This window comes from Leclercia sp. GLN_9, from assembly GCF_043105735.1.
GTDB classification, from domain to species: Bacteria; Pseudomonadota; Gammaproteobacteria; order Enterobacterales; family Enterobacteriaceae; genus Enterobacter; species Enterobacter adecarboxylatus.
The window spans coordinates 157565-174687 of the sequence record NZ_JBICLV010000026.1; the positions used below are offsets into that span (position 1 = coordinate 157565).

The window sequence follows — 17123 nt, forward strand, 5'->3', positions numbered from 1 at the left end:
AGTACGGAGAACATATGAAACGTGCATTTATTATGGTGCTGGACTCTTTCGGCATCGGCGCTACAGAAGATGCAGATCGCTTTGGTGACACCGGTGCAGATACCATGGGTCACATCGCTGAAGCCTGTGCTAAAGGCGAAGCAAACAACGGGCGTCAAGGCCCGCTGAATCTGCCAAACCTGACCCGCCTGGGTCTGGTAAAAGCCCACGAAGGCTCTACCGGCCACGTTGCCGCGGGTATGGATGGCAACGCGGAAGTGGTGGGCGCATACGCCTGGGCGCACGAGCTTTCTTCCGGGAAAGACACCCCGTCAGGTCACTGGGAAATCGCTGGTGTACCGGTTCTGTTCGACTGGGGCTATTTCTCCGATCATGAAAACAGCTTCCCGCAGGAGTTGCTGGATAAGCTGGTTGAGCGCGCTAACCTGCCGGGCTATCTCGGCAACTGCCACTCTTCCGGGACCGTAATTCTGGACCAGCTTGGCGAAGAGCACATGAAAACCGGCAAACCGATTTTCTATACCTCCGCTGACTCCGTGTTCCAGATTGCCTGCCATGAAGAGACCTTTGGCCTGGATCGCCTGTACGAGCTGTGCGAAATCGCCCGTGAAGAGCTGACCGAAGGTGGCTACAACATTGGCCGCGTGATCGCGCGTCCGTTTGTTGGCGACAAGCCGGGTAACTTCCAGCGTACCGGCAACCGTCACGACCTGGCTGTGGAGCCGCCAGCACCTACCGTGCTGCAAAAACTGGTTGATGAGAAAGATGGCCAGGTGGTCTCCGTCGGTAAAATCGCGGATATCTATGCCAACTGCGGTATCACCAAAAAAGTGAAAGCCACCGGTCTGGACGCGCTGTTCGACGCGACCGTGAAAGAGATGAAAGAAGCGGGCGACAAGACGATCGTCTTTACCAACTTCGTTGATTTCGACTCCTCCTGGGGCCACCGTCGTGACGTCGCAGGCTATGCTGCGGGTCTGGAACTGTTCGACCGCCGTCTGCCGGAGCTGATGGAGCTGGTGGGGGAAGATGACATTCTGATCCTGACCGCCGACCACGGCTGCGACCCGACCTGGACCGGTACCGACCACACCCGCGAGCACATTCCAGTGCTGGTGTACGGCCCGAAAGTCAAACCAGGCTCGCTGGGACACCGTGAAACCTTTGCGGACATCGGCCAGACCATTGCGAAATACTTTGGTACGTCCGACATGGAATATGGCAAGGCTATGTTCTGATGTCACGGTGGGGGCGGCCTGATGCCCTCACCCCAGCCCTCTGCCACAGGGAGAGGGAGAACAGCATGTAGGCCCGGTAAGGCGCAGTCGCCACCCGGCAAAAACAACAATGTAAAAGGAACTGAAGATGGCAACTCCTCACATTAATGCAGAGATGGGTGATTTCGCTGACGTCGTTTTGATGCCGGGCGACCCGCTGCGCGCGAAGCATATCGCTGAAACTTTCCTCGAAGACGTGCGTGAAGTGAACAACGTTCGCGGCATGCTGGGCTTCACCGGTACGTACAAAGGCCGCAAAATTTCCGTAATGGGTCACGGCATGGGTATCCCATCCTGCTCCATCTACACCAAAGAGCTGATCACCGATTTTGGCGTGAAGAAAATCATCCGTGTCGGCTCCTGTGGCGCAGTGCGCATGGACGTTAAGCTGCGCGATATCGTTATCGGCATGGGTGCTTGCACCGATTCCAAAGTGAACCGTATTCGCTTTAAGGATCACGACTTTGCCGCCATCGCAGACTTCGACATGGTGCGTAACGCGGTAGACGCGGCGAAAAACCTGGGCGTTGACGCACGCGTGGGCAACATCTTCTCTGCTGACCTGTTCTACTCCCCGGACGGCGAAATGTTCGACGTGATGGAGAAGTACGGCATCCTGGGCGTGGAAATGGAAGCGGCAGGTATCTACGGCGTGGCAGCAGAGTTCGGCGCGAAAGCCCTGACCATCTGCACAGTGTCTGACCATATCCGTACTCACGAGCAGACCACTGCCGCTGAACGTCAGACCACCTTCAACGACATGATCAAAATCGCGCTGGAATCCGTTCTGCTGGGCGATAAAGAGTAATTATCTCCTCCTCCCTCTCCCTTTGGGGGAGGGAGGAAGCAAGACCGTTCGTTAACGTACCGCCCGCGCAATCCACGCCGACAGCTCCTGCAACTCTCTCTCCTGCTCCGGGAAATCGCCAATCAGGGCGTCACACGCCTGCTGCAGCATATCTGCCCGATACAAACAGCCCTGCAAACGCGCTGCGAGAGCCTCTAACGGCGCCGGGTTCAGGCTATCGGTAAAGACCTGCGTGCGCGAGATGTGGCCCTTCTCGACGTCGAAGTGCAGCTCCACGCCGCCCCAGGTAAACCGCTCATCCAGCAGGTGCGAGAAGGCAGGGGCCTGGCCGAAGTTCCACTCCCAACTGCTCTGGCGGGCAAAGGTCTCGGCAAAGTTTGGCAAATCCGGCGTCTTATCCGGGGAGATCACTTCAGCGTCTACGCGCTCGCCATAATGGGCGAAAAAGGCCTCACGGATCGCGTCGCAGATCTGTTCGTGAGTCACGCCGGGCAGCAGATCCACCAGATTCGCAACCCGGCCACGCACGGAGGTGATACCTTTGGCCTGCAGCTTCTTCTGGTCGGGATTGAGGTAGTTTGCCAGGCGGCTGAGATCGGCATTCAGCAGCAGGGTGCCGTGGTGAAAACCGCGGTCCATCGTTTCACGATAGGCCGATCCCGAGACCTTACGATCGCCCTCGGCGGTCTTGACCACCAGATCGTTGCGCCCGGACGCTTCCGCGGTCGCACCCAGCGCCTGTAATGCGCTCAGCACGATGTTGGTGGAGATGGTTTTGTCGTACTCCGGCTTGCCGGCCATAAAGGTAAAGCAGGTATTCCCGAGATCGTGGAACACCGCGCCGCCGCCGCTGCTACGACGCGCCAGACGCACGTTGTCCTCTTCCATGCGTCGCGTGTTGCACTCTTTCCACGGGTTTTGCGCCCGGCCAATGACCACCGTATCGGCGTTGCGCCACAGGAACAGCACCCGCTGCGTGGCGGGCATCTGGCGGAAGATGCACTCTTCTACGGCGAGATTAAACCAGGGATCGTAAGAGTCAGAGATAAGCAGGCGTAACGTCGTCATGGCAAAGTTCCTTTTCTGAATCGTTTGGTTACTTTAACACTATTCCTTCTTCTCGCTCTCTTCCTCTTCGGGTACCGACTTGCTGGCGGTGAGCAGGAATGGCGACTGCTGCCAGCGGGTGCGTTTGCCCTGTAACAATGTGCGGGTCAGCACCACGCCAATCGCCAGCGACAGCAGCAGCATCAGGCGCAGGATATTGGTGGTGTTATCCACCTGCTTGGCCTCTGTGGCTAAGGTATGGGTGTCGAGAGTAAGACGCAGGTAGCCGAGCGGGCCATTTTTGCCCTGAATCGGCTCCACCAGCTGCTGGTTAAAGTAGCCGCCGGCTTTTTTACCATCCAGCGCCAGCCTGTCGCGCACCTCGACATGTTCCCCCGCCCGGGCAATTAGCGCGCCTTCGTTGTCATACACGCTGGCATCCAGAATGCGGCTCTCGTAAGTCAGCAGACGCAGCACCTGCCCAATGCGCTTTTCATCTGGCGTTTCGGTACGCATCAGCGGGGCGACGTTAAGCGACACCTGACGCGCCAGCGTGTGCGCCAGCTCTTCAAGCTGTGGGTTACGCTGTCGTTGATGATTCTGGCTGAACCAGGATGCGCCCTGCATCAGCGCCACTAACAGGGCCAGACAGGAGAGGACAATCACGGCTCGATGAAGCCGGAATTTTAGTTTTGCACGAGCCATATTCCACCTGCTGAAAATTTTCGGGGTTAATGTTGCCAGAAGTGATGGTTACAAGGTAGCCTCATGCGTTATTTTCACCCCCTGGATGATTCCCGGCGCGAACGATTTTACAGGAGCTTTAATGCCAAACATTACCTGGTGCGACCTGCCCAATGATGTCTCTTTATGGCCAGGATTGCCGCTCTCATTAAGTGGCGATGAGGTAATGCCGCTGGACTACCATGCTGGCCGTAGCGGCTGGCTGCTGTATGGCCGCGGCCTGGATAAACAGCAGCTGACCCAGTATCAGAGCAAGCTGGGTGCCGCAATGGTGATCGTCGCCGCCTGGTGCGTGGAAGATTACCAGGTCATTCGTCTGGCCGGTTCCCTGACCCAGCGCGCTACTCGTCTGGCGCACGACGCCGGGCTGGATGTGGCTCCGCTCGGTAAAATCCCGCATCTGAAAACCCCGGGGCTGCTGGTAATGGACATGGACTCTACCGCCATTCAGATCGAGTGCATCGACGAGATCGCCAAACTGGCCGGTACCGGCGAGATGGTGGCCGAAGTGACCGAGCGCGCGATGCGCGGCGAACTGGACTTCACCGCCAGCCTGAAACAGCGCGTGGCGACCCTGAAGGATGCCGATGCCAATATTCTGCTCCAGGTCCGCGAAAAGCTGCCGCTGATGCCTGGGCTGGTGCAGCTGGTACTGAAGCTGGAGACGCTGGGCTGGAAAGTGGCGATCGCCTCCGGCGGGTTTACCTTCTTTGCCGAGTATCTGCGCGACAAGCTGCGTCTGGATGCCGTGGTCGCCAACGAACTGGAGATCCTTGACGGTAAGCTGACCGGAAACGTGGTGGGCCAGATTGTCGATGCCCAGTTTAAAGCCAGCACCCTGACCCGTCTGGCGGAAAAGTATGATATCCCGGTCGCCCAGACGGTGGCGATTGGCGACGGCGCGAACGACCTGCCGATGATTAAAGTGGCCGGGCTTGGCATTGCTTACCATGCTAAACCGACCGTGAACGAAAAGACGGAAGTGATTATCCGTCATGCTGACCTGATGGGGGTGTTCTGCATTCTCTCCGGCAGCGTGAACCAGAAATAAAGAGGTAAAACGTGGCGAAAGCTCCAAAACGCGCATTTGTCTGTAATGAATGTGGTGCGGATTATCCGCGCTGGCAGGGGCAGTGCAGTGCCTGCCATGCCTGGAATACCATCACCGAAGTGCGCGGGGTTGCCGCTTCGCCAACCGTTGCCCGTAACGAGCGTCTCAGCGGTTATGCGGGCAACGCGGGTGTATCGAAGGTTCAGAAGCTCTCCGACATCAGCCTGGAAGCCCTGCCGCGCTTCTCCACCGGGTTTAAAGAGTTTGACCGGGTGCTGGGCGGCGGCGTCGTACCGGGGAGCGCCATTCTGATTGGGGGTAGCCCGGGCGCGGGGAAATCGACCCTGCTGCTGCAAACCCTGTGTAAGCTCGCGTCGCAGATGAAAACCCTGTACGTCACCGGTGAAGAGTCATTACAGCAGGTGGCGATGCGCGCGCACCGGCTCTCTTTGCCCACCAACGATCTGAATATGCTCTCCGAGACCAGCATCGAGCAGATCTGCATGATTGCTGAGGAAGAGCAGCCGAAGCTGATGGTGATCGACTCCATCCAGGTGATGCACATGGCCGATGTGCAGTCCTCGCCGGGCAGCGTCGCCCAGGTGCGTGAGACCGCGGCCTACCTGACGCGCTTCGCCAAAACCCGCGGCGTGGCGATCATTATGGTCGGCCATGTCACCAAAGATGGCGCTCTGGCCGGTCCGAAGGTGCTTGAACACTGTATCGACTGCTCGGTGATGCTGGATGGCGATGTCGATACCCGTTTCCGTACTCTGCGCAGCCATAAAAACCGCTTCGGTGCGGTGAATGAGCTGGGCGTGTTTGCCATGACCGAGCAGGGGCTGCGTGAAGTCAGTAACCCGTCGGCCATCTTCTTAAGCCGTGGTGATGAAGTCACCTCCGGTAGCTCGGTGATGGTGGTCTGGGAAGGGACGCGCCCGCTGCTGGTGGAGATTCAGGCGCTGGTCGATCATTCGATGATGGGCAACCCGCGTCGCGTTGCGGTGGGCCTGGAACAAAACCGTCTGGCGATTTTGCTGGCGGTGCTGCACCGCCATGGCGGCCTGCAGATGGCCGATCAGGATGTGTTTGTGAACGTGGTCGGTGGGGTAAAAGTCACCGAAACCAGTGCCGACCTGGCCCTGCTGCTGGCGATGGTCTCCAGCCTACGCGACCGTCCACTACCGCAGGATCTGGTGGTCTTTGGCGAAGTCGGGCTGGCAGGGGAGATCCGTCCGGTGCCGAGCGGCCAGGAGCGTATCTCCGAGGCGGCAAAACACGGCTTCCGCCGGGCGATTGTGCCTGCCGCGAACGTGCCCAAAAAATTACCGGAAGGGATGCAGGTCTTCGGGGTGAAAAAACTCGCAGATGCGTTAAACGTCTTTGACGACTTATAATTACCTCTTCGATGTTGCAGGAGGCACCGTAATTTATGTCGTCATTTGACTATATCAAGACCGCTATCCGCCAGAAGGGCTGCACCTTGCAGCAGGTGGCGGAAGCCAGCGGTATGACCAAGGGCTATTTAAGCCAACTGCTGAATGCCAAAATCAAAAGCCCCAGCGCGCAGAAGCTGGAAGCGCTGCATCGCTTTTTGGGGCTTGAATTTCCGCGCATGCAAAAGAACATCGGCGTGGTGTTCGGCAAGTTTTATCCGCTGCATACCGGGCATGTCTACCTCATCCAGCGCGCCTGTAGCCAGGTGGACGAACTGCATATCATCATGGGCTACGATGATAAGCGCGACCGGGAGCTGTTCGAAGCCAGCGCCATGTCCCAGCAACCTACCGTATCCGATCGCCTGCGCTGGTTGCTGCAAACCTTTAAATACCAGAAAAACATTCGTATTCATGCCTTTAACGAAGAGGGCATGGAGCCGTATCCCCACGGCTGGGACGTGTGGAGCAATGGCATAAAAGCCTTTATGGAAGAGAAAGGGATCCAGCCTAACTGGATCTACACCTCTGAAGAGTCCGATGCCTCGCAATACCCGGAACACCTGGGAACGGAGACGGTGCTGATTGACCCCAAACGTACCTTTATGAACATCAGCGGAGCGCAGATCCGCGAAAACCCGTTCCGCTATTGGGAGTACATTCCCACCGAAGTGAAGCCGTTCTTTGTGCGCACCGTGGCGATCCTCGGCGGGGAGTCCAGCGGTAAATCCACGCTGGTCAACAAGCTGGCGAACATCTTTAACACCACCAGCGCCTGGGAGTATGGCCGGGATTATGTCTTCTCACACCTTGGCGGGGATGAGATGGCGTTGCAGTATTCCGACTACGATAAAATCGCGCTGGGCCATGCGCAATACATTGATTTTGCGGTTAAATACGCCAATAAAGTGGCGTTCATTGACACCGATTTCGTCACTACTCAGGCGTTCTGTAAGAAGTACGAAGGGCGCGAGCACCCGTTTGTGCAGGCCCTGATCGACGAATACCGCTTTGACCTGGTGATCCTGCTGGAGAACAACACGCCGTGGGTAGCGGATGGGATGCGCAGCCTGGGCAGCTCGGTGGACCGGAAAGAGTTCCAGACCATGCTGGTGGAGATGCTGGAAGCGAACAATATCGACTTTGTGCATGTGGAAGAGGCAGATTATGACGGCCGTTTCCTGCGTTGCGTGGAGCTGGTGAAAGAGATGATGGGGGAGAAGGGGTAACCCCCTTACGCCAACCCTTTTCCACAAGGGGAGGGCGCAGGCATAAAAAAACGGCAACCTGTAGGTTGCCGTTTTGCTTTTATTTCGAGATACGCTTGTACTTGATACGCTTCGGCTCCAGCGCGTCGGCGCCCAGCGTGCGTTTCTTGTACTCTTCGTATTCGGTGAAGTTACCTTCGAAGAACTCCACTTTACCTTCATCCTGGTAGTCCAGAATGTGGGTCGCGATACGGTCAAGGAACCAACGGTCGTGCGAGATAACCATCGCGCAGCCCGGGAACTCCAGCATGGCGTTTTCCAGCGCACGCAGGGTTTCGATGTCCAGGTCGTTGGTTGGTTCATCGAGCAGCAAGACGTTACCGCCAACCTGCAGCAGTTTGGCCAGGTGTAGACGGCCACGCTCACCACCGGACAGCTCGCCCACACGTTTACCCTGATCAACACCTTTGAAGTTAAAGCGGCCTACATAAGCGCGGCTTGGCATCTCGGTGTTGCCGATACGCATGATATCCTGCCCGCCGGACACTTCTTCCCAGACGGTTTTGCTGTTATCCATGGCGTCACGGAACTGGTCAACGGAGGCCAGCTTCACGGTCTCACCCAGGGTGATGGTGCCACTGTCAGGGGCTTCCTGACCGGACATCATACGGAACAGGGTTGATTTACCCGCGCCGTTCGGGCCGATGATACCCACGATCGCGCCTTTCGGTACCGAGAAGCTCAGATCGTCGATCAGCACGCGGTCGCCATAAGACTTACGCAGGTTGCTGACTTCCACCACTTTGTCACCCAGACGTGCTCCAGGCGGAATGAACAGTTCGTTGGTTTCGTTACGTTTCTGGTATTCGGCGTTGTTCAGCTCTTCGAAGCGTGCCAGACGGGCTTTACCCTTAGACTGACGGCCTTTCGCGCCCTGACGAACCCACTCCAGCTCTTTCTCAATCGACTTACGACGCGCCGCTTCCTGAGAAGCTTCCTGCGCCAGACGTTGATCTTTCTGCTCCAGCCAGGAGGAGTAGTTACCTTCCCACGGAATACCTTCACCGCGGTCCAGCTCCAGGATCCAACCGGCAACGTTATCGAGGAAGTAACGGTCGTGGGTGATCGCCACAACGGTACCTTCGAAGTCGTGCAGGAAGCGTTCCAGCCAGGCTACGGATTCCGCATCCAGGTGGTTCGTTGGTTCGTCGAGCAGCAGCATGTCTGGTTTTTCCAGCAGCAGACGGCACAGCGCGACGCGGCGGCGTTCACCACCGGACAGTTTTTCAATTTTTGCATCCCAGTCTGGCAGACGCAGGGCATCGGCCGCGCGCTCCAGCTGCACGTTCAGGTTGTGACCGTCATGTGCCTGGATAATCTCTTCAAATTTGCCTTGCTGGGCGGCGAGCTTGTCGAAGTCGGCATCCGGTTCGGCGTACTTCGCGTAGACCTCGTCCAGGCCTTTCAGCGCGTTAACCACTTCAGAAACGGCTTCTTCGACGGATTCGCGAACAGTGTGTTCCGGGTTCAGCTTCGGTTCCTGCGGCAGGTAACCGATTTTCAGGCCAGGCTGCGGACGGGCTTCACCTTCGATGTCTGTATCGATGCCCGCCATGATGCGCAGCAAGGTGGACTTACCGGCACCGTTGAGACCCAGCACACCAATTTTTGCGCCCGGGAAAAAGCTCAGCGAGATATTTTTAAGAATATGACGTTTCGGCGGGACCACTTTGCCGACACGATGCATGGTATAAACGAATTGAGCCACGTTGGACTTCGCCTCTTTTATCGTGATGAGAATAGTGGCGAAGTGTAGCCTTTTTCCCTCTCTAATCCCAGCCATCGACGCCGGGAGTGTTAAAGCGCGCAAGAAAGGTAAAAATGTGTCCATGACGTGGCGCGTTAAGCGATGCCTGGTTAGCATAAGTTAAAGACGCTTTTGCGCGGCAAGACGCTGCATTTAACGACGATTAACAGAGGACGAGCGTGTGGTAAAAGCCAAACAGGTGGCCTGGCGAGTACTGGCTGCCAGCGTATGTGTGCTGACCATCAGCAGCGCAGCGCGAGCCGATTCACTGGATGAACAACGTAACCGTTATGCCCAGATCAAACAGGCGTGGGATCAGCGACAGATGGAGACGGTGCAGGCCCTGATGCCGACGCTTAAAAACTATCCGCTGTATCCTTATCTGGAATACCGTCAGCTGACTGACGATCTGATGAACCAACCGACGATCACCGTCAAAAACTTTATTCAGGCCAACCCGACGTTGCCGCCTGCGCGCACGTTGCAGTCGCGTTTTGTGAACGAACTGGCGCGTCGCGAAGACTGGCGCGGCCTGCTGGCCTTTAGCCCGGAGAAGCCTGGCACCACCGAAGCGCAGTGTAACTACTACTACGCGAAGTGGGCGACCGGTCAGCAAGAGGAAGCCTGGGACGGTGCCAAAGCCTTGTGGCTCACCGGGAAAAGCCAGCCGAACGCCTGCGACTCGCTGTTTGGCGCCTGGCGCGCGTCCGGCAAGCAGGATCCGCTGGCCTATCTTGAGCGCATCCGTCTGGCGATGAAAGCGGGTAACACCCGTCTGGTGACCACCCTCGCCGGGCAGATGCCGCCGGAGTACCAGACCATCTCCAGCGCCCTGATCCAGCTGGCAAACGATCCGAAGACGGTGATGGACTTTGCCCGCAATACCGGCGCTACCGATTTTACGCGTCAAATGGCGGCGGTGGCCTTTACCAGCGTGGCACGGGATGACGTGGAAAACGCGCGGTTGATGATCCCCTCTCTTGCCCAGGCACAGCAGTTGAATGACGATCAGACTCAGGAGTTGCGCGATATCGTGGCGTGGCGACTGATGGGCAATGACCTCACCGACGAACAGGCCCGCTGGCGCGACGACGCGATTATGCGCTCGCAGTCTACCTCGCTGGTAGAGCGCCGCGTGCGTATGGCGCTGGGCAACGGCGATCGCCGCGGCCTGAACACCTGGCTGGCGCGTCTGCCGATGGAGGCCAAAGAGAAGGATGAATGGCGCTACTGGCAGGCCGATCTCCTGCTGGAGCGAGGCCGCGATGACGAAGCGAAAACCATTCTGCATACCCTGATGCAGCAGCGCGGATTCTATCCGATGGCCGCGGCCCAGCGGCTGGGCGAAGAGTACAATCTCAAGATTGATAAAGCGCCGACTGGCGTCAACGCGGCGCTGGTGAATGGGCCGGAGATGGCCCGGGTGCGTGAGTTGATGTACTGGAATCTGGATAACACCGCCCGCAGTGAATGGGCGAATCTGGTGACCAGCCGTACCGTGGAAGAGAAAGCGCAGCTGGCGCGCTACGCCTTCGATAACCGCTGGTGGGATCTGAGCGTGCAGGCGACGATCGCCGGCAAGCTGTGGGATCATCTTGAAGAGCGTTTCCCGCTGGCCTATAAGGATCTGTTTGAACGCTACACCAGCGGGAAAGACATTCCGCAGAGCTACGCGATGGCGATTGCCCGTCAGGAGAGCGCCTGGAACCCGAAAGTGCGCTCGCCGGTGGGGGCCAGCGGTCTGATGCAGGTGATGCCTGCCACGGCCGCTCATACGGTGAAGAAGTTTAATATTCCAGGCTACAGCAGTCCGTCGCAGCTTCTGGATCCCGAGACCAACATCAACATCGGCACCACCTATCTGCAGAGTGTCTACAACCAGTTCGGGGACAACCGTATCTTCGCTTCGGCGGCCTACAACGCTGGCCCGGGTCGCGTGCGTACCTGGCTTGGCAACAGCGCCGGACGCATTGATGCCGTGGCCTTTGTTGAGAGCATTCCGTTCTCGGAAACACGCGGCTATGTGAAGAACGTGCTGGCGTATGATGCTTACTATCGCTATTTCATGGGAGAGAAAGATGCCCTGATGAGCGACAGTGAGTGGCAGCGACGTTACTGATCGGTGTGGGTTATGTTATGCTTGTACTCGTTTAAGAGTACGACAGGCGGCATAACATGACCCAGCATTCCCCTTATTCATCGGCTATGGCCGAACAACGTCATCAGGAGTGGCTTCGTTTTGTGGAGCTGCTTCGCCAGTCTTATGAACAGGATCTGCATTTGCCGCTGCTGCAGCTGATGCTCACGCCCGACGAGCGCGAGGCGCTGGGCACGCGGGTGCGGATTATCGAGGAGTTGCTGCGCGGCGAGATGAGCCAGCGCGAGCTGAAAAGCGAGCTGGGGGCGGGGATCGCCACCATCACTCGCGGATCGAACAGCCTGAAATCAGCGCCGGTTGAACTGCGCCAGTGGCTTGAAAATATCCTGTTGAAAAACGCCTGATGGCGCTGCGCTTATCAGGCCTGCAACTGACAGTGTTTACCCCAGGCCGGATAAGGTGAAGCCGCCATCCGGCAATTAGCGGTAAATGGCGTTATGAAACGGACTTAACGCCAGAATCACCGCCTGGTGGTAAACGCTTGAACGCGTCAGCGCCCCGGCGGTAAAGACCCCAATCGCCCCCTCTTTACGGCCAATCTCATCAATGCCCGTGTAGTGTGACATCACCGGGCCGAGGGCTTCGCCTTCGCGCACTTTATCCAGAATGACCTCCGGCAGTGGCAGGGTGGCAGAACGCGCTTCGCCGCGCTGTTCGCGGCTCTCGATAACCACCCAGCTAAAGGTCGCGCCTTCGTCAATTCCCGCTTCAATCGCCACCCAAAAATCCGCGTCAGGACGGGCTGCACGGGCGTTAGCCACGCGGTTTCGGGCGCCAGCCCGTGTTTCTTCGCTGCCGAATGGCTGTTCCGGGACGCCGCTCTCGACGTTGACGGACTCAATGTGGCAGGATCCTTCGCCGTAAATCTCGTCAAATGCCCTTAGAATTGCCTGAATTTTGGCAGGATTAGTGGTAGCAGAGATAACCTGGTGCATAATTAAGCCTAACTCTAAAAATATCATCGCAGTATAACGGAAAAAAAGTATGTTACAGGTATACCTTGTTCGCCACGGTGAAACGCAGTGGAACGCCGAGCGACGTATTCAAGGCCAGTCAGACAGTCCACTTACTGCCAAGGGCGAGGAACAGGCCCGTCAGGTTGGCGAACGCGCCAGAACGCTGGGCATCACCCATATCATCGCCAGCGATTTAGGTCGTACGCGACGCACAGCAGAGATTATCGCCCAGGCCTGCGGCTGCGATGTCACTGTGGACGCCCGCCTGCGCGAGCTGGATATGGGAGTGCTGGAAAAGCGTCTTATCGATACCCTGACCGAAGAAGAAGAAGCATGGCGTCGCACGCTGGTTAATGGCACCGAAGCGGGCCGTATCCCGGAAGGCGAATCCATGCTGGAGTTGAGCGAGCGTATGCACGCGGCGCTGGCGGCCTGTCTGGATCTGCCTGAGGGGAGTCGACCGCTGCTGGTGAGTCACGGTATGGCGTTAGGTTGCCTGGTCAGTACCATCCTCGGTCTGCCAGCATGGGCTGAGCGTCGCCTGCGTCTGCGCAACTGCTCGCTTTCCCGCATTGATTATCAGCAGAGTCCGTGGCTGGCATCAGGCTGGATTGTGGAGATGGCAGGGGACATTTCGCATCTCGATGCCCCTGCATTAGATGAGCTACAGCGTTAACGGCGTACGGGAATCAGGTATTCGCAGCGCAAATCAATTGGGCGTTCGTCCGGTTTAACATCCGTTGACGGATAGTAACGCTCAATATCCTGCCCCTTTCTGCGGTTCAGGTTCAGCATCGGCATGCAGGTACCGTATACCGTCATGATAAAATCCTGTACCCCGGTGCCCAGCCCTTCATAGGTGAACATCACGTATTCGCCGCCTTCGACCACCACCGGCTTCGAACCCTGGATATAGCCGTTGGCCATCTCAGGCGTTAATGCCGTGGTGTAGAAGACCTCCTGCTCGTCATCTTTTTCCAGACTTGGACGCGTCTCGTTCAGGCCATACAGCAACGGCGGAATAGCCGGTGCGTGGCTGAGGAAATCACGCCAGAACTGGACACGCATCTGGTGACGGAATTCGGAGATCTGCTCCAGCGAGCAGGAGTAACTTTGGGTGGTGCCGACCAGATGTGTCTCCGGCAGGGTAACCATCTCGTGCTTCGGCATCTCGAATTCGCCCAGACGCAGGGGCGGGCGCATCCCGAACGAACTCCAGTCTGGCGAGCGGCGATAGAGCGCAGGGGTCAATGAGAACTGTTTTTTAAACGCACGGGTAAAGGTCTGCTGCGAATCAAAGCGATACTGTAATGCGATATCCAGAATCGGACGCGCAGTCAGGCGAAGCGCCACAGCGGATTTGGAAAGACGACGCGCGCGGATATAGGCGCCGATGGCATGACCGGTGACATCCTTGAACATCCGTTGTAAATGCCACTTAGAATATCCCGCTTTTGCCGCCACGTTGTCGAGTGACAAAGGCTGGTCCAGATGGCCTTCCAGCCAGGTAAGAAGATCGCGAATAATTCCAGCCTGATCCATATACTATCCTCATCCTTAATACAGCAGAGACCCTGCTAAACAGGTTAGCGGATAATAGCATTTTTTGATGTTTTAGCATTCAGTGTTTTTGTTGCGCTTAAATGCGCTTTGCCCGGCATTGCGCCGGAATATATTCTAATCCTGTGATCTTGCTACGCTTTTCACATGATTGTTGAATAATGACTCAGTGTAATATTTAAATATGGTAACAATATGAAATACAAGACATTGATCCTCACAACGCTGCTGTTTTTAGCCGGTAATGCGGCGCAGGCAGAAGAAATTGGTTCCGTTGATACCGTATTTAAGGTTTTCGGGCCAGACCATAAAATCGTTGTTGAAGCTTTTGACGATCCCGATGTGAAAAACGTGACCTGCTATATCAGCCGGGCGAAAACCGGCGGGATTAAAGGCGGGCTGGGGCTGGCGGAAGACACCTCCGATGCGGCCATTTCCTGCCAGCAGGTGGGGCCGGTTGAATTGAGCGATAAGATCAAAAACGGCAAGTCGCAGGGCGAAGTCGTGTTCCAGAAGCGCACCTCGCTGGTGTTCAAAAAACTTCAGGTCGTGCGTTTCTATGATGCGAAGCGTAACGCGCTGGCATACCTGGCCTACTCGGATAAGGTGGTGGAAGGGTCGCCAAAGAATGCGCTCAGCGCCGTACCGATTATGCCGTGGCATTAAAAAGGCATAAAAAAAACGGCGCAAATGCGCCGTTTTTAATTGCTGACGTGAGGATTACTCCTGCAGGTCGCCGCAGAAACGATAGCCTTCACCGTGGATGGTGGCGATGATTTCTGGGGTGTCCGGTGTGGATTCGAAGTGTTTACGAATACGACGGATGGTTACGTCAACGGTACGGTCGTGCGGCTTCAGCTCACGGCCGGTCATTTTTTTCAGCAGTTCTGCACGGGACTGGATCTTGCCCGGGTTTTCGCAGAAGTGCAGCATGGCGCGGAATTCACTGCGCGGCAGTTTGTACTGGTCGCCCTGGGGGCTTACCAGTGAACGGCTATTAATATCAAGTTCCCAGCCGTTGAATTTGTAGCTATCTACGCTACGACGCTCTTCGCTGACGGTGCCCAGGTTCATGGTACGGGACAGCAGATTGCGTGCACGAATGGTTAACTCGCGTGGGTTAAACGGTTTGGTGATATAGTCATCCGCACCGATTTCCAGGCCAAGAATTTTATCAACTTCATTGTCGCGGCCAGTCAGGAACATTAACGCAACGTTCGCCTGCTCACGCAGCTCGCGCGCCAGCAGAAGGCCGTTTTTACCCGGCAGGTTAATGTCCATGATGACCAGGTTGATATCATTTTCAGAAAGGATCTGATGCATCTCTGCGCCATCGGTCGCTTCAAAGACATCGTAGCCTTCTGCTTCGAAAATGCTCTTTAACGTGTTGCGTGTTACCAACTCGTCTTCAACGATAAGAATGTGCGGGGTCTGCATGTTTGCTACCTAAATTGCCAACTAAATCGAAACAGGAAGTACAAAAGTCCCTGACCTGCCTGATACATGCCATAAATTAACATGACCGGCGTAACGTGACTAAAGTACGTAATTGCGTTCTTGATGCACTTTCCATCAACGTCAACAACATCATTAGCTTGGTCGTGGGTACTTTCCCTCTGGACCCGACAGTGTCAAAAACGGCTGTCATCCTAACCATTTTAACAGCAACATAACAGGTTAAGAGGCACCGGACACCCAATAAAACTACGCTTCGTTGACATATATCAAATTCAATTGTAGCACGTTAACAGTTTGATGAAATCATCGTAGCGGATTGCTAGCTTTTGTCACATTTTTTCAATAAACCAACCAGTTGCGTTCATTGATTAATAAACAGGGTGAATCCAATGTCAATAACCAACACAAGAAAGCATTATCATTATTAAACATAGGGATAAGTGCTATTCTTTAACATTATCGCGTAAAGTTCATGCATGAAATAGTTTAGTAATTTTAATTTGTACTGAAACACGATTTCGGTGATTTGTGTTGCAATTTTGTAAATTCGCGCCGCGTAATATGATGATGTCCATCACATTATTTGCGGCTAACTGCCTAAAAAGAGAGCATAAATGCATTTGTCAATTGTACTGGTATCCCCCGCAAGAGCAGAAAACATCGGTGCCGCCGCACGTGCCATGAAGACCATGGGGTTTACTGATTTACGTATCGTTGCCAGTGACGCACATAACGATCCGGCGGCGCGGCGTGTGGCCCATGGATCGGGAGATATTCTCGATAATTTAACCACTTACGAAACGCTCGCGGACGCGCTGCACGACATTTCTTTTACGGTCGCGACCACTGCACGCGGTCGTTCGAAATTCCATTACTACGCCACGCCAGCGGAACTGGTGCCGCTAATGGCTGAGAAAAGTCAGTGGTTGCCGAAGATGGCGCTGGTATTTGGCCGCGAAGATTCCGGCCTGACTAACGATGAACTCGCCCTGGCAGATGTGTTGACCGGCGTGCCGATGGTGGCGGATTACCCGTCGCTGAATTTAGGCCAGGCAGTCATGGTGTATTGCTATCAATTAGCCTCTCTGATGCAAATGCCGGCTGCCCCGGTGGCGGAAGTTGATGAAAACCAGCTTGCCGCTTTACGTGCGCGCACCGATCGTCTGCTGACCGCGTTGAATGTTGCTGACGATCAAAAAATGGCGGAGTGGCTACAGCAGCGGCTGGGTCTGTTAGCTCAGCGAGACACGGCGATGTTGCACCGATTACTGCACGATATCGAAAAAAAGCTGGCAGAGTAAACGTCTGTCATAAATTTTTATTATGGTTAAATATTCCAGAATAGAGGTTGCATACGGCCCGATCCGAGAAGAAATAAAATCTCAGGCAGCAAGACGTCACAGGGCCGGGAAAGCCGCTTAAATGAGAAATTCGTTGACTTAGCGGCACGTATGCTTTAACCAATAGAGGTAGACAGCACAGACAGATAATAATGACAGAGTACACAACATCCATGAAACGCATCAGCATCACCACCATTACCACAACCATCATCATTACCACAGGTAACGGTGCGGGCTGACGCGTACAGGAAAGAAAGAAAAAAGCCCGCA

18 protein-coding genes and 1 other annotated feature (1 of these 19 cut by a window edge) are annotated in these 17123 nt (G+C 55.8%); of the genes, 12 read left to right on the plus strand and 6 right to left on the minus strand.

Translation table 11 applies throughout. The features are described from left to right. The first annotated feature begins 14 nt into the window (after positions 1-14). Positions 15-1238: a phosphopentomutase gene (gene deoB, locus ACF8PE_RS17555; RefSeq protein ID WP_059308768.1), complete on the plus strand. Its 1224-nt coding sequence runs from the start codon at positions 15-17 to the stop codon at positions 1236-1238. 127 nt (positions 1239-1365) lie between these two features. Beyond that, on the plus strand, positions 1366-2085 hold the full coding sequence (gene deoD, locus ACF8PE_RS17560) for a purine-nucleoside phosphorylase (RefSeq protein ID WP_006174049.1): 720 nt from the start codon (positions 1366-1368) through the stop codon (positions 2083-2085). Between the two features lie 51 nt (positions 2086-2136). Here deoD and lplA read toward each other — a convergent pair whose 3' ends face one another. Together lplA and ACF8PE_RS17570 are read right to left on the minus strand one after the other, a co-directional pair. After that, positions 2137-3153, minus strand: a complete 1017-nt coding sequence (gene lplA / locus ACF8PE_RS17565) for a lipoate--protein ligase LplA (RefSeq protein WP_306738061.1) — start codon at positions 3151-3153, stop codon at positions 2137-2139. A 39-nt stretch (positions 3154-3192) separates the two neighbouring features. Continuing rightward, positions 3193-3837 carry a YtjB family periplasmic protein gene (locus tag ACF8PE_RS17570; RefSeq protein WP_392495132.1) on the minus strand — a complete coding sequence of 215 codons (645 nt, stop codon included), beginning with the start codon at positions 3835-3837 and terminating at the stop codon, positions 3193-3195. Between the two features lie 121 nt (positions 3838-3958). On the opposite strand from ACF8PE_RS17570, the gene serB reads away from it, so the two are divergent. The 3 genes from serB to nadR are packed head-to-tail and all read left to right on the plus strand — an operon-like array spanning position 3959 to position 7592. After that, positions 3959-4927 carry a phosphoserine phosphatase gene (gene serB, locus ACF8PE_RS17575; RefSeq protein ID WP_059308767.1) on the plus strand — a complete coding sequence of 323 codons (969 nt, stop codon included), beginning with the start codon at positions 3959-3961 and terminating at the stop codon, positions 4925-4927. 11 nt (positions 4928-4938) lie between these two features. Further along, on the plus strand, positions 4939-6324 hold the full coding sequence (gene radA / locus ACF8PE_RS17580) for a DNA repair protein RadA (RefSeq protein ID WP_392495133.1): 1386 nt from the start codon (positions 4939-4941) through the stop codon (positions 6322-6324). Positions 6325-6359: 35 nt separating this feature from the next. Beyond that, a complete protein-coding gene (gene nadR, locus ACF8PE_RS17585) occupies positions 6360-7592 on the plus strand; it encodes a multifunctional transcriptional regulator/nicotinamide-nucleotide adenylyltransferase/ribosylnicotinamide kinase NadR (protein ID WP_059308766.1) in 1233 nt (410 codons plus the stop codon). 79 nt (positions 7593-7671) lie between these two features. Here nadR and ettA read toward each other — a convergent pair whose 3' ends face one another. Beyond that, positions 7672-9339, minus strand: coding sequence for an energy-dependent translational throttle protein EttA (gene ettA / locus ACF8PE_RS17590; protein WP_032616421.1), 1668 nt, complete (start codon positions 9337-9339; stop codon positions 7672-7674). 220 nt (positions 9340-9559) lie between these two features. Between ettA and sltY the strand changes: the two genes are divergently transcribed. Together sltY and trpR are read left to right on the plus strand one after the other, a co-directional pair. Beyond that, positions 9560-11497, plus strand: coding sequence for a murein transglycosylase (gene sltY, locus ACF8PE_RS17595; RefSeq protein ID WP_077227120.1), 1938 nt, complete (start codon positions 9560-9562; stop codon positions 11495-11497). Positions 11498-11553: 56 nt separating this feature from the next. After that, positions 11554-11880: a trp operon repressor gene (trpR, locus tag ACF8PE_RS17600; protein WP_032616423.1), complete on the plus strand. Its 327-nt coding sequence runs from the start codon at positions 11554-11556 to the stop codon at positions 11878-11880. Between the two features lie 75 nt (positions 11881-11955). Here trpR and yjjX read toward each other — a convergent pair whose 3' ends face one another. Then, entirely contained in the window at positions 11956-12471 is a 516-nt protein-coding gene (gene yjjX / locus ACF8PE_RS17605; protein ID WP_032616510.1) for an inosine/xanthosine triphosphatase, read from the minus strand. Positions 12472-12520: 49 nt separating this feature from the next. Here yjjX and gpmB point away from each other — a divergent pair, with 49 nt between their 5' ends. After that, positions 12521-13168, plus strand: a complete 648-nt coding sequence (gpmB, locus tag ACF8PE_RS17610) for a 2,3-diphosphoglycerate-dependent phosphoglycerate mutase GpmB (protein ID WP_032616424.1) — start codon at positions 12521-12523, stop codon at positions 13166-13168. Here gpmB and robA read toward each other — a convergent pair. Then, on the minus strand, positions 13165-14034 hold the full coding sequence (robA, locus tag ACF8PE_RS17615; RefSeq protein WP_032616425.1) for an MDR efflux pump AcrAB transcriptional activator RobA: 870 nt from the start codon (positions 14032-14034) through the stop codon (positions 13165-13167). The two genes, gpmB and robA, sit on opposite strands and share 4 nt — an antisense overlap. Positions 14035-14247: 213 nt before the next feature. Here robA and creA point away from each other — a divergent pair, with 213 nt between their 5' ends. Then, on the plus strand, positions 14248-14718 hold the full coding sequence (creA, locus tag ACF8PE_RS17620; RefSeq protein ID WP_032616426.1) for a protein CreA: 471 nt from the start codon (positions 14248-14250) through the stop codon (positions 14716-14718). Positions 14719-14772: 54 nt separating this feature from the next. Here the strand turns inward: creA and arcA are convergent, their stop codons facing one another. Further along, positions 14773-15489, minus strand: coding sequence for a two-component system response regulator ArcA (arcA, locus tag ACF8PE_RS17625; RefSeq protein ID WP_032616427.1), 717 nt, complete (start codon positions 15487-15489; stop codon positions 14773-14775). A gap of 95 nt (positions 15490-15584) precedes the next feature. Here arcA and yjjY point away from each other — a divergent pair, with 95 nt between their 5' ends. The 3 genes from yjjY to thrL all read left to right on the plus strand — a co-directional run bounded on the left by yjjY (position 15585) and on the right by thrL (position 17092). Beyond that, a complete protein-coding gene (yjjY, locus tag ACF8PE_RS17630) occupies positions 15585-15725 on the plus strand; it encodes a protein YjjY (RefSeq protein ID WP_001541509.1) in 141 nt (46 codons plus the stop codon). 399 nt (positions 15726-16124) lie between these two features. Continuing rightward, positions 16125-16811, plus strand: a complete 687-nt coding sequence (locus ACF8PE_RS17635; RefSeq protein ID WP_032616428.1) for a tRNA/rRNA methyltransferase — start codon at positions 16125-16127, stop codon at positions 16809-16811. Between the two features lie 212 nt (positions 16812-17023). Next, complete coding sequence (thrL, locus tag ACF8PE_RS17640; protein WP_103181027.1) at positions 17024-17092, plus strand: thr operon leader peptide; 69 nt, start codon at positions 17024-17026, stop codon at positions 17090-17092. After that, positions 17031-17123 (plus strand) — a sequence feature (Thr leader region); it runs 25 nt beyond the window's last position. It overlaps the preceding gene by 62 nt.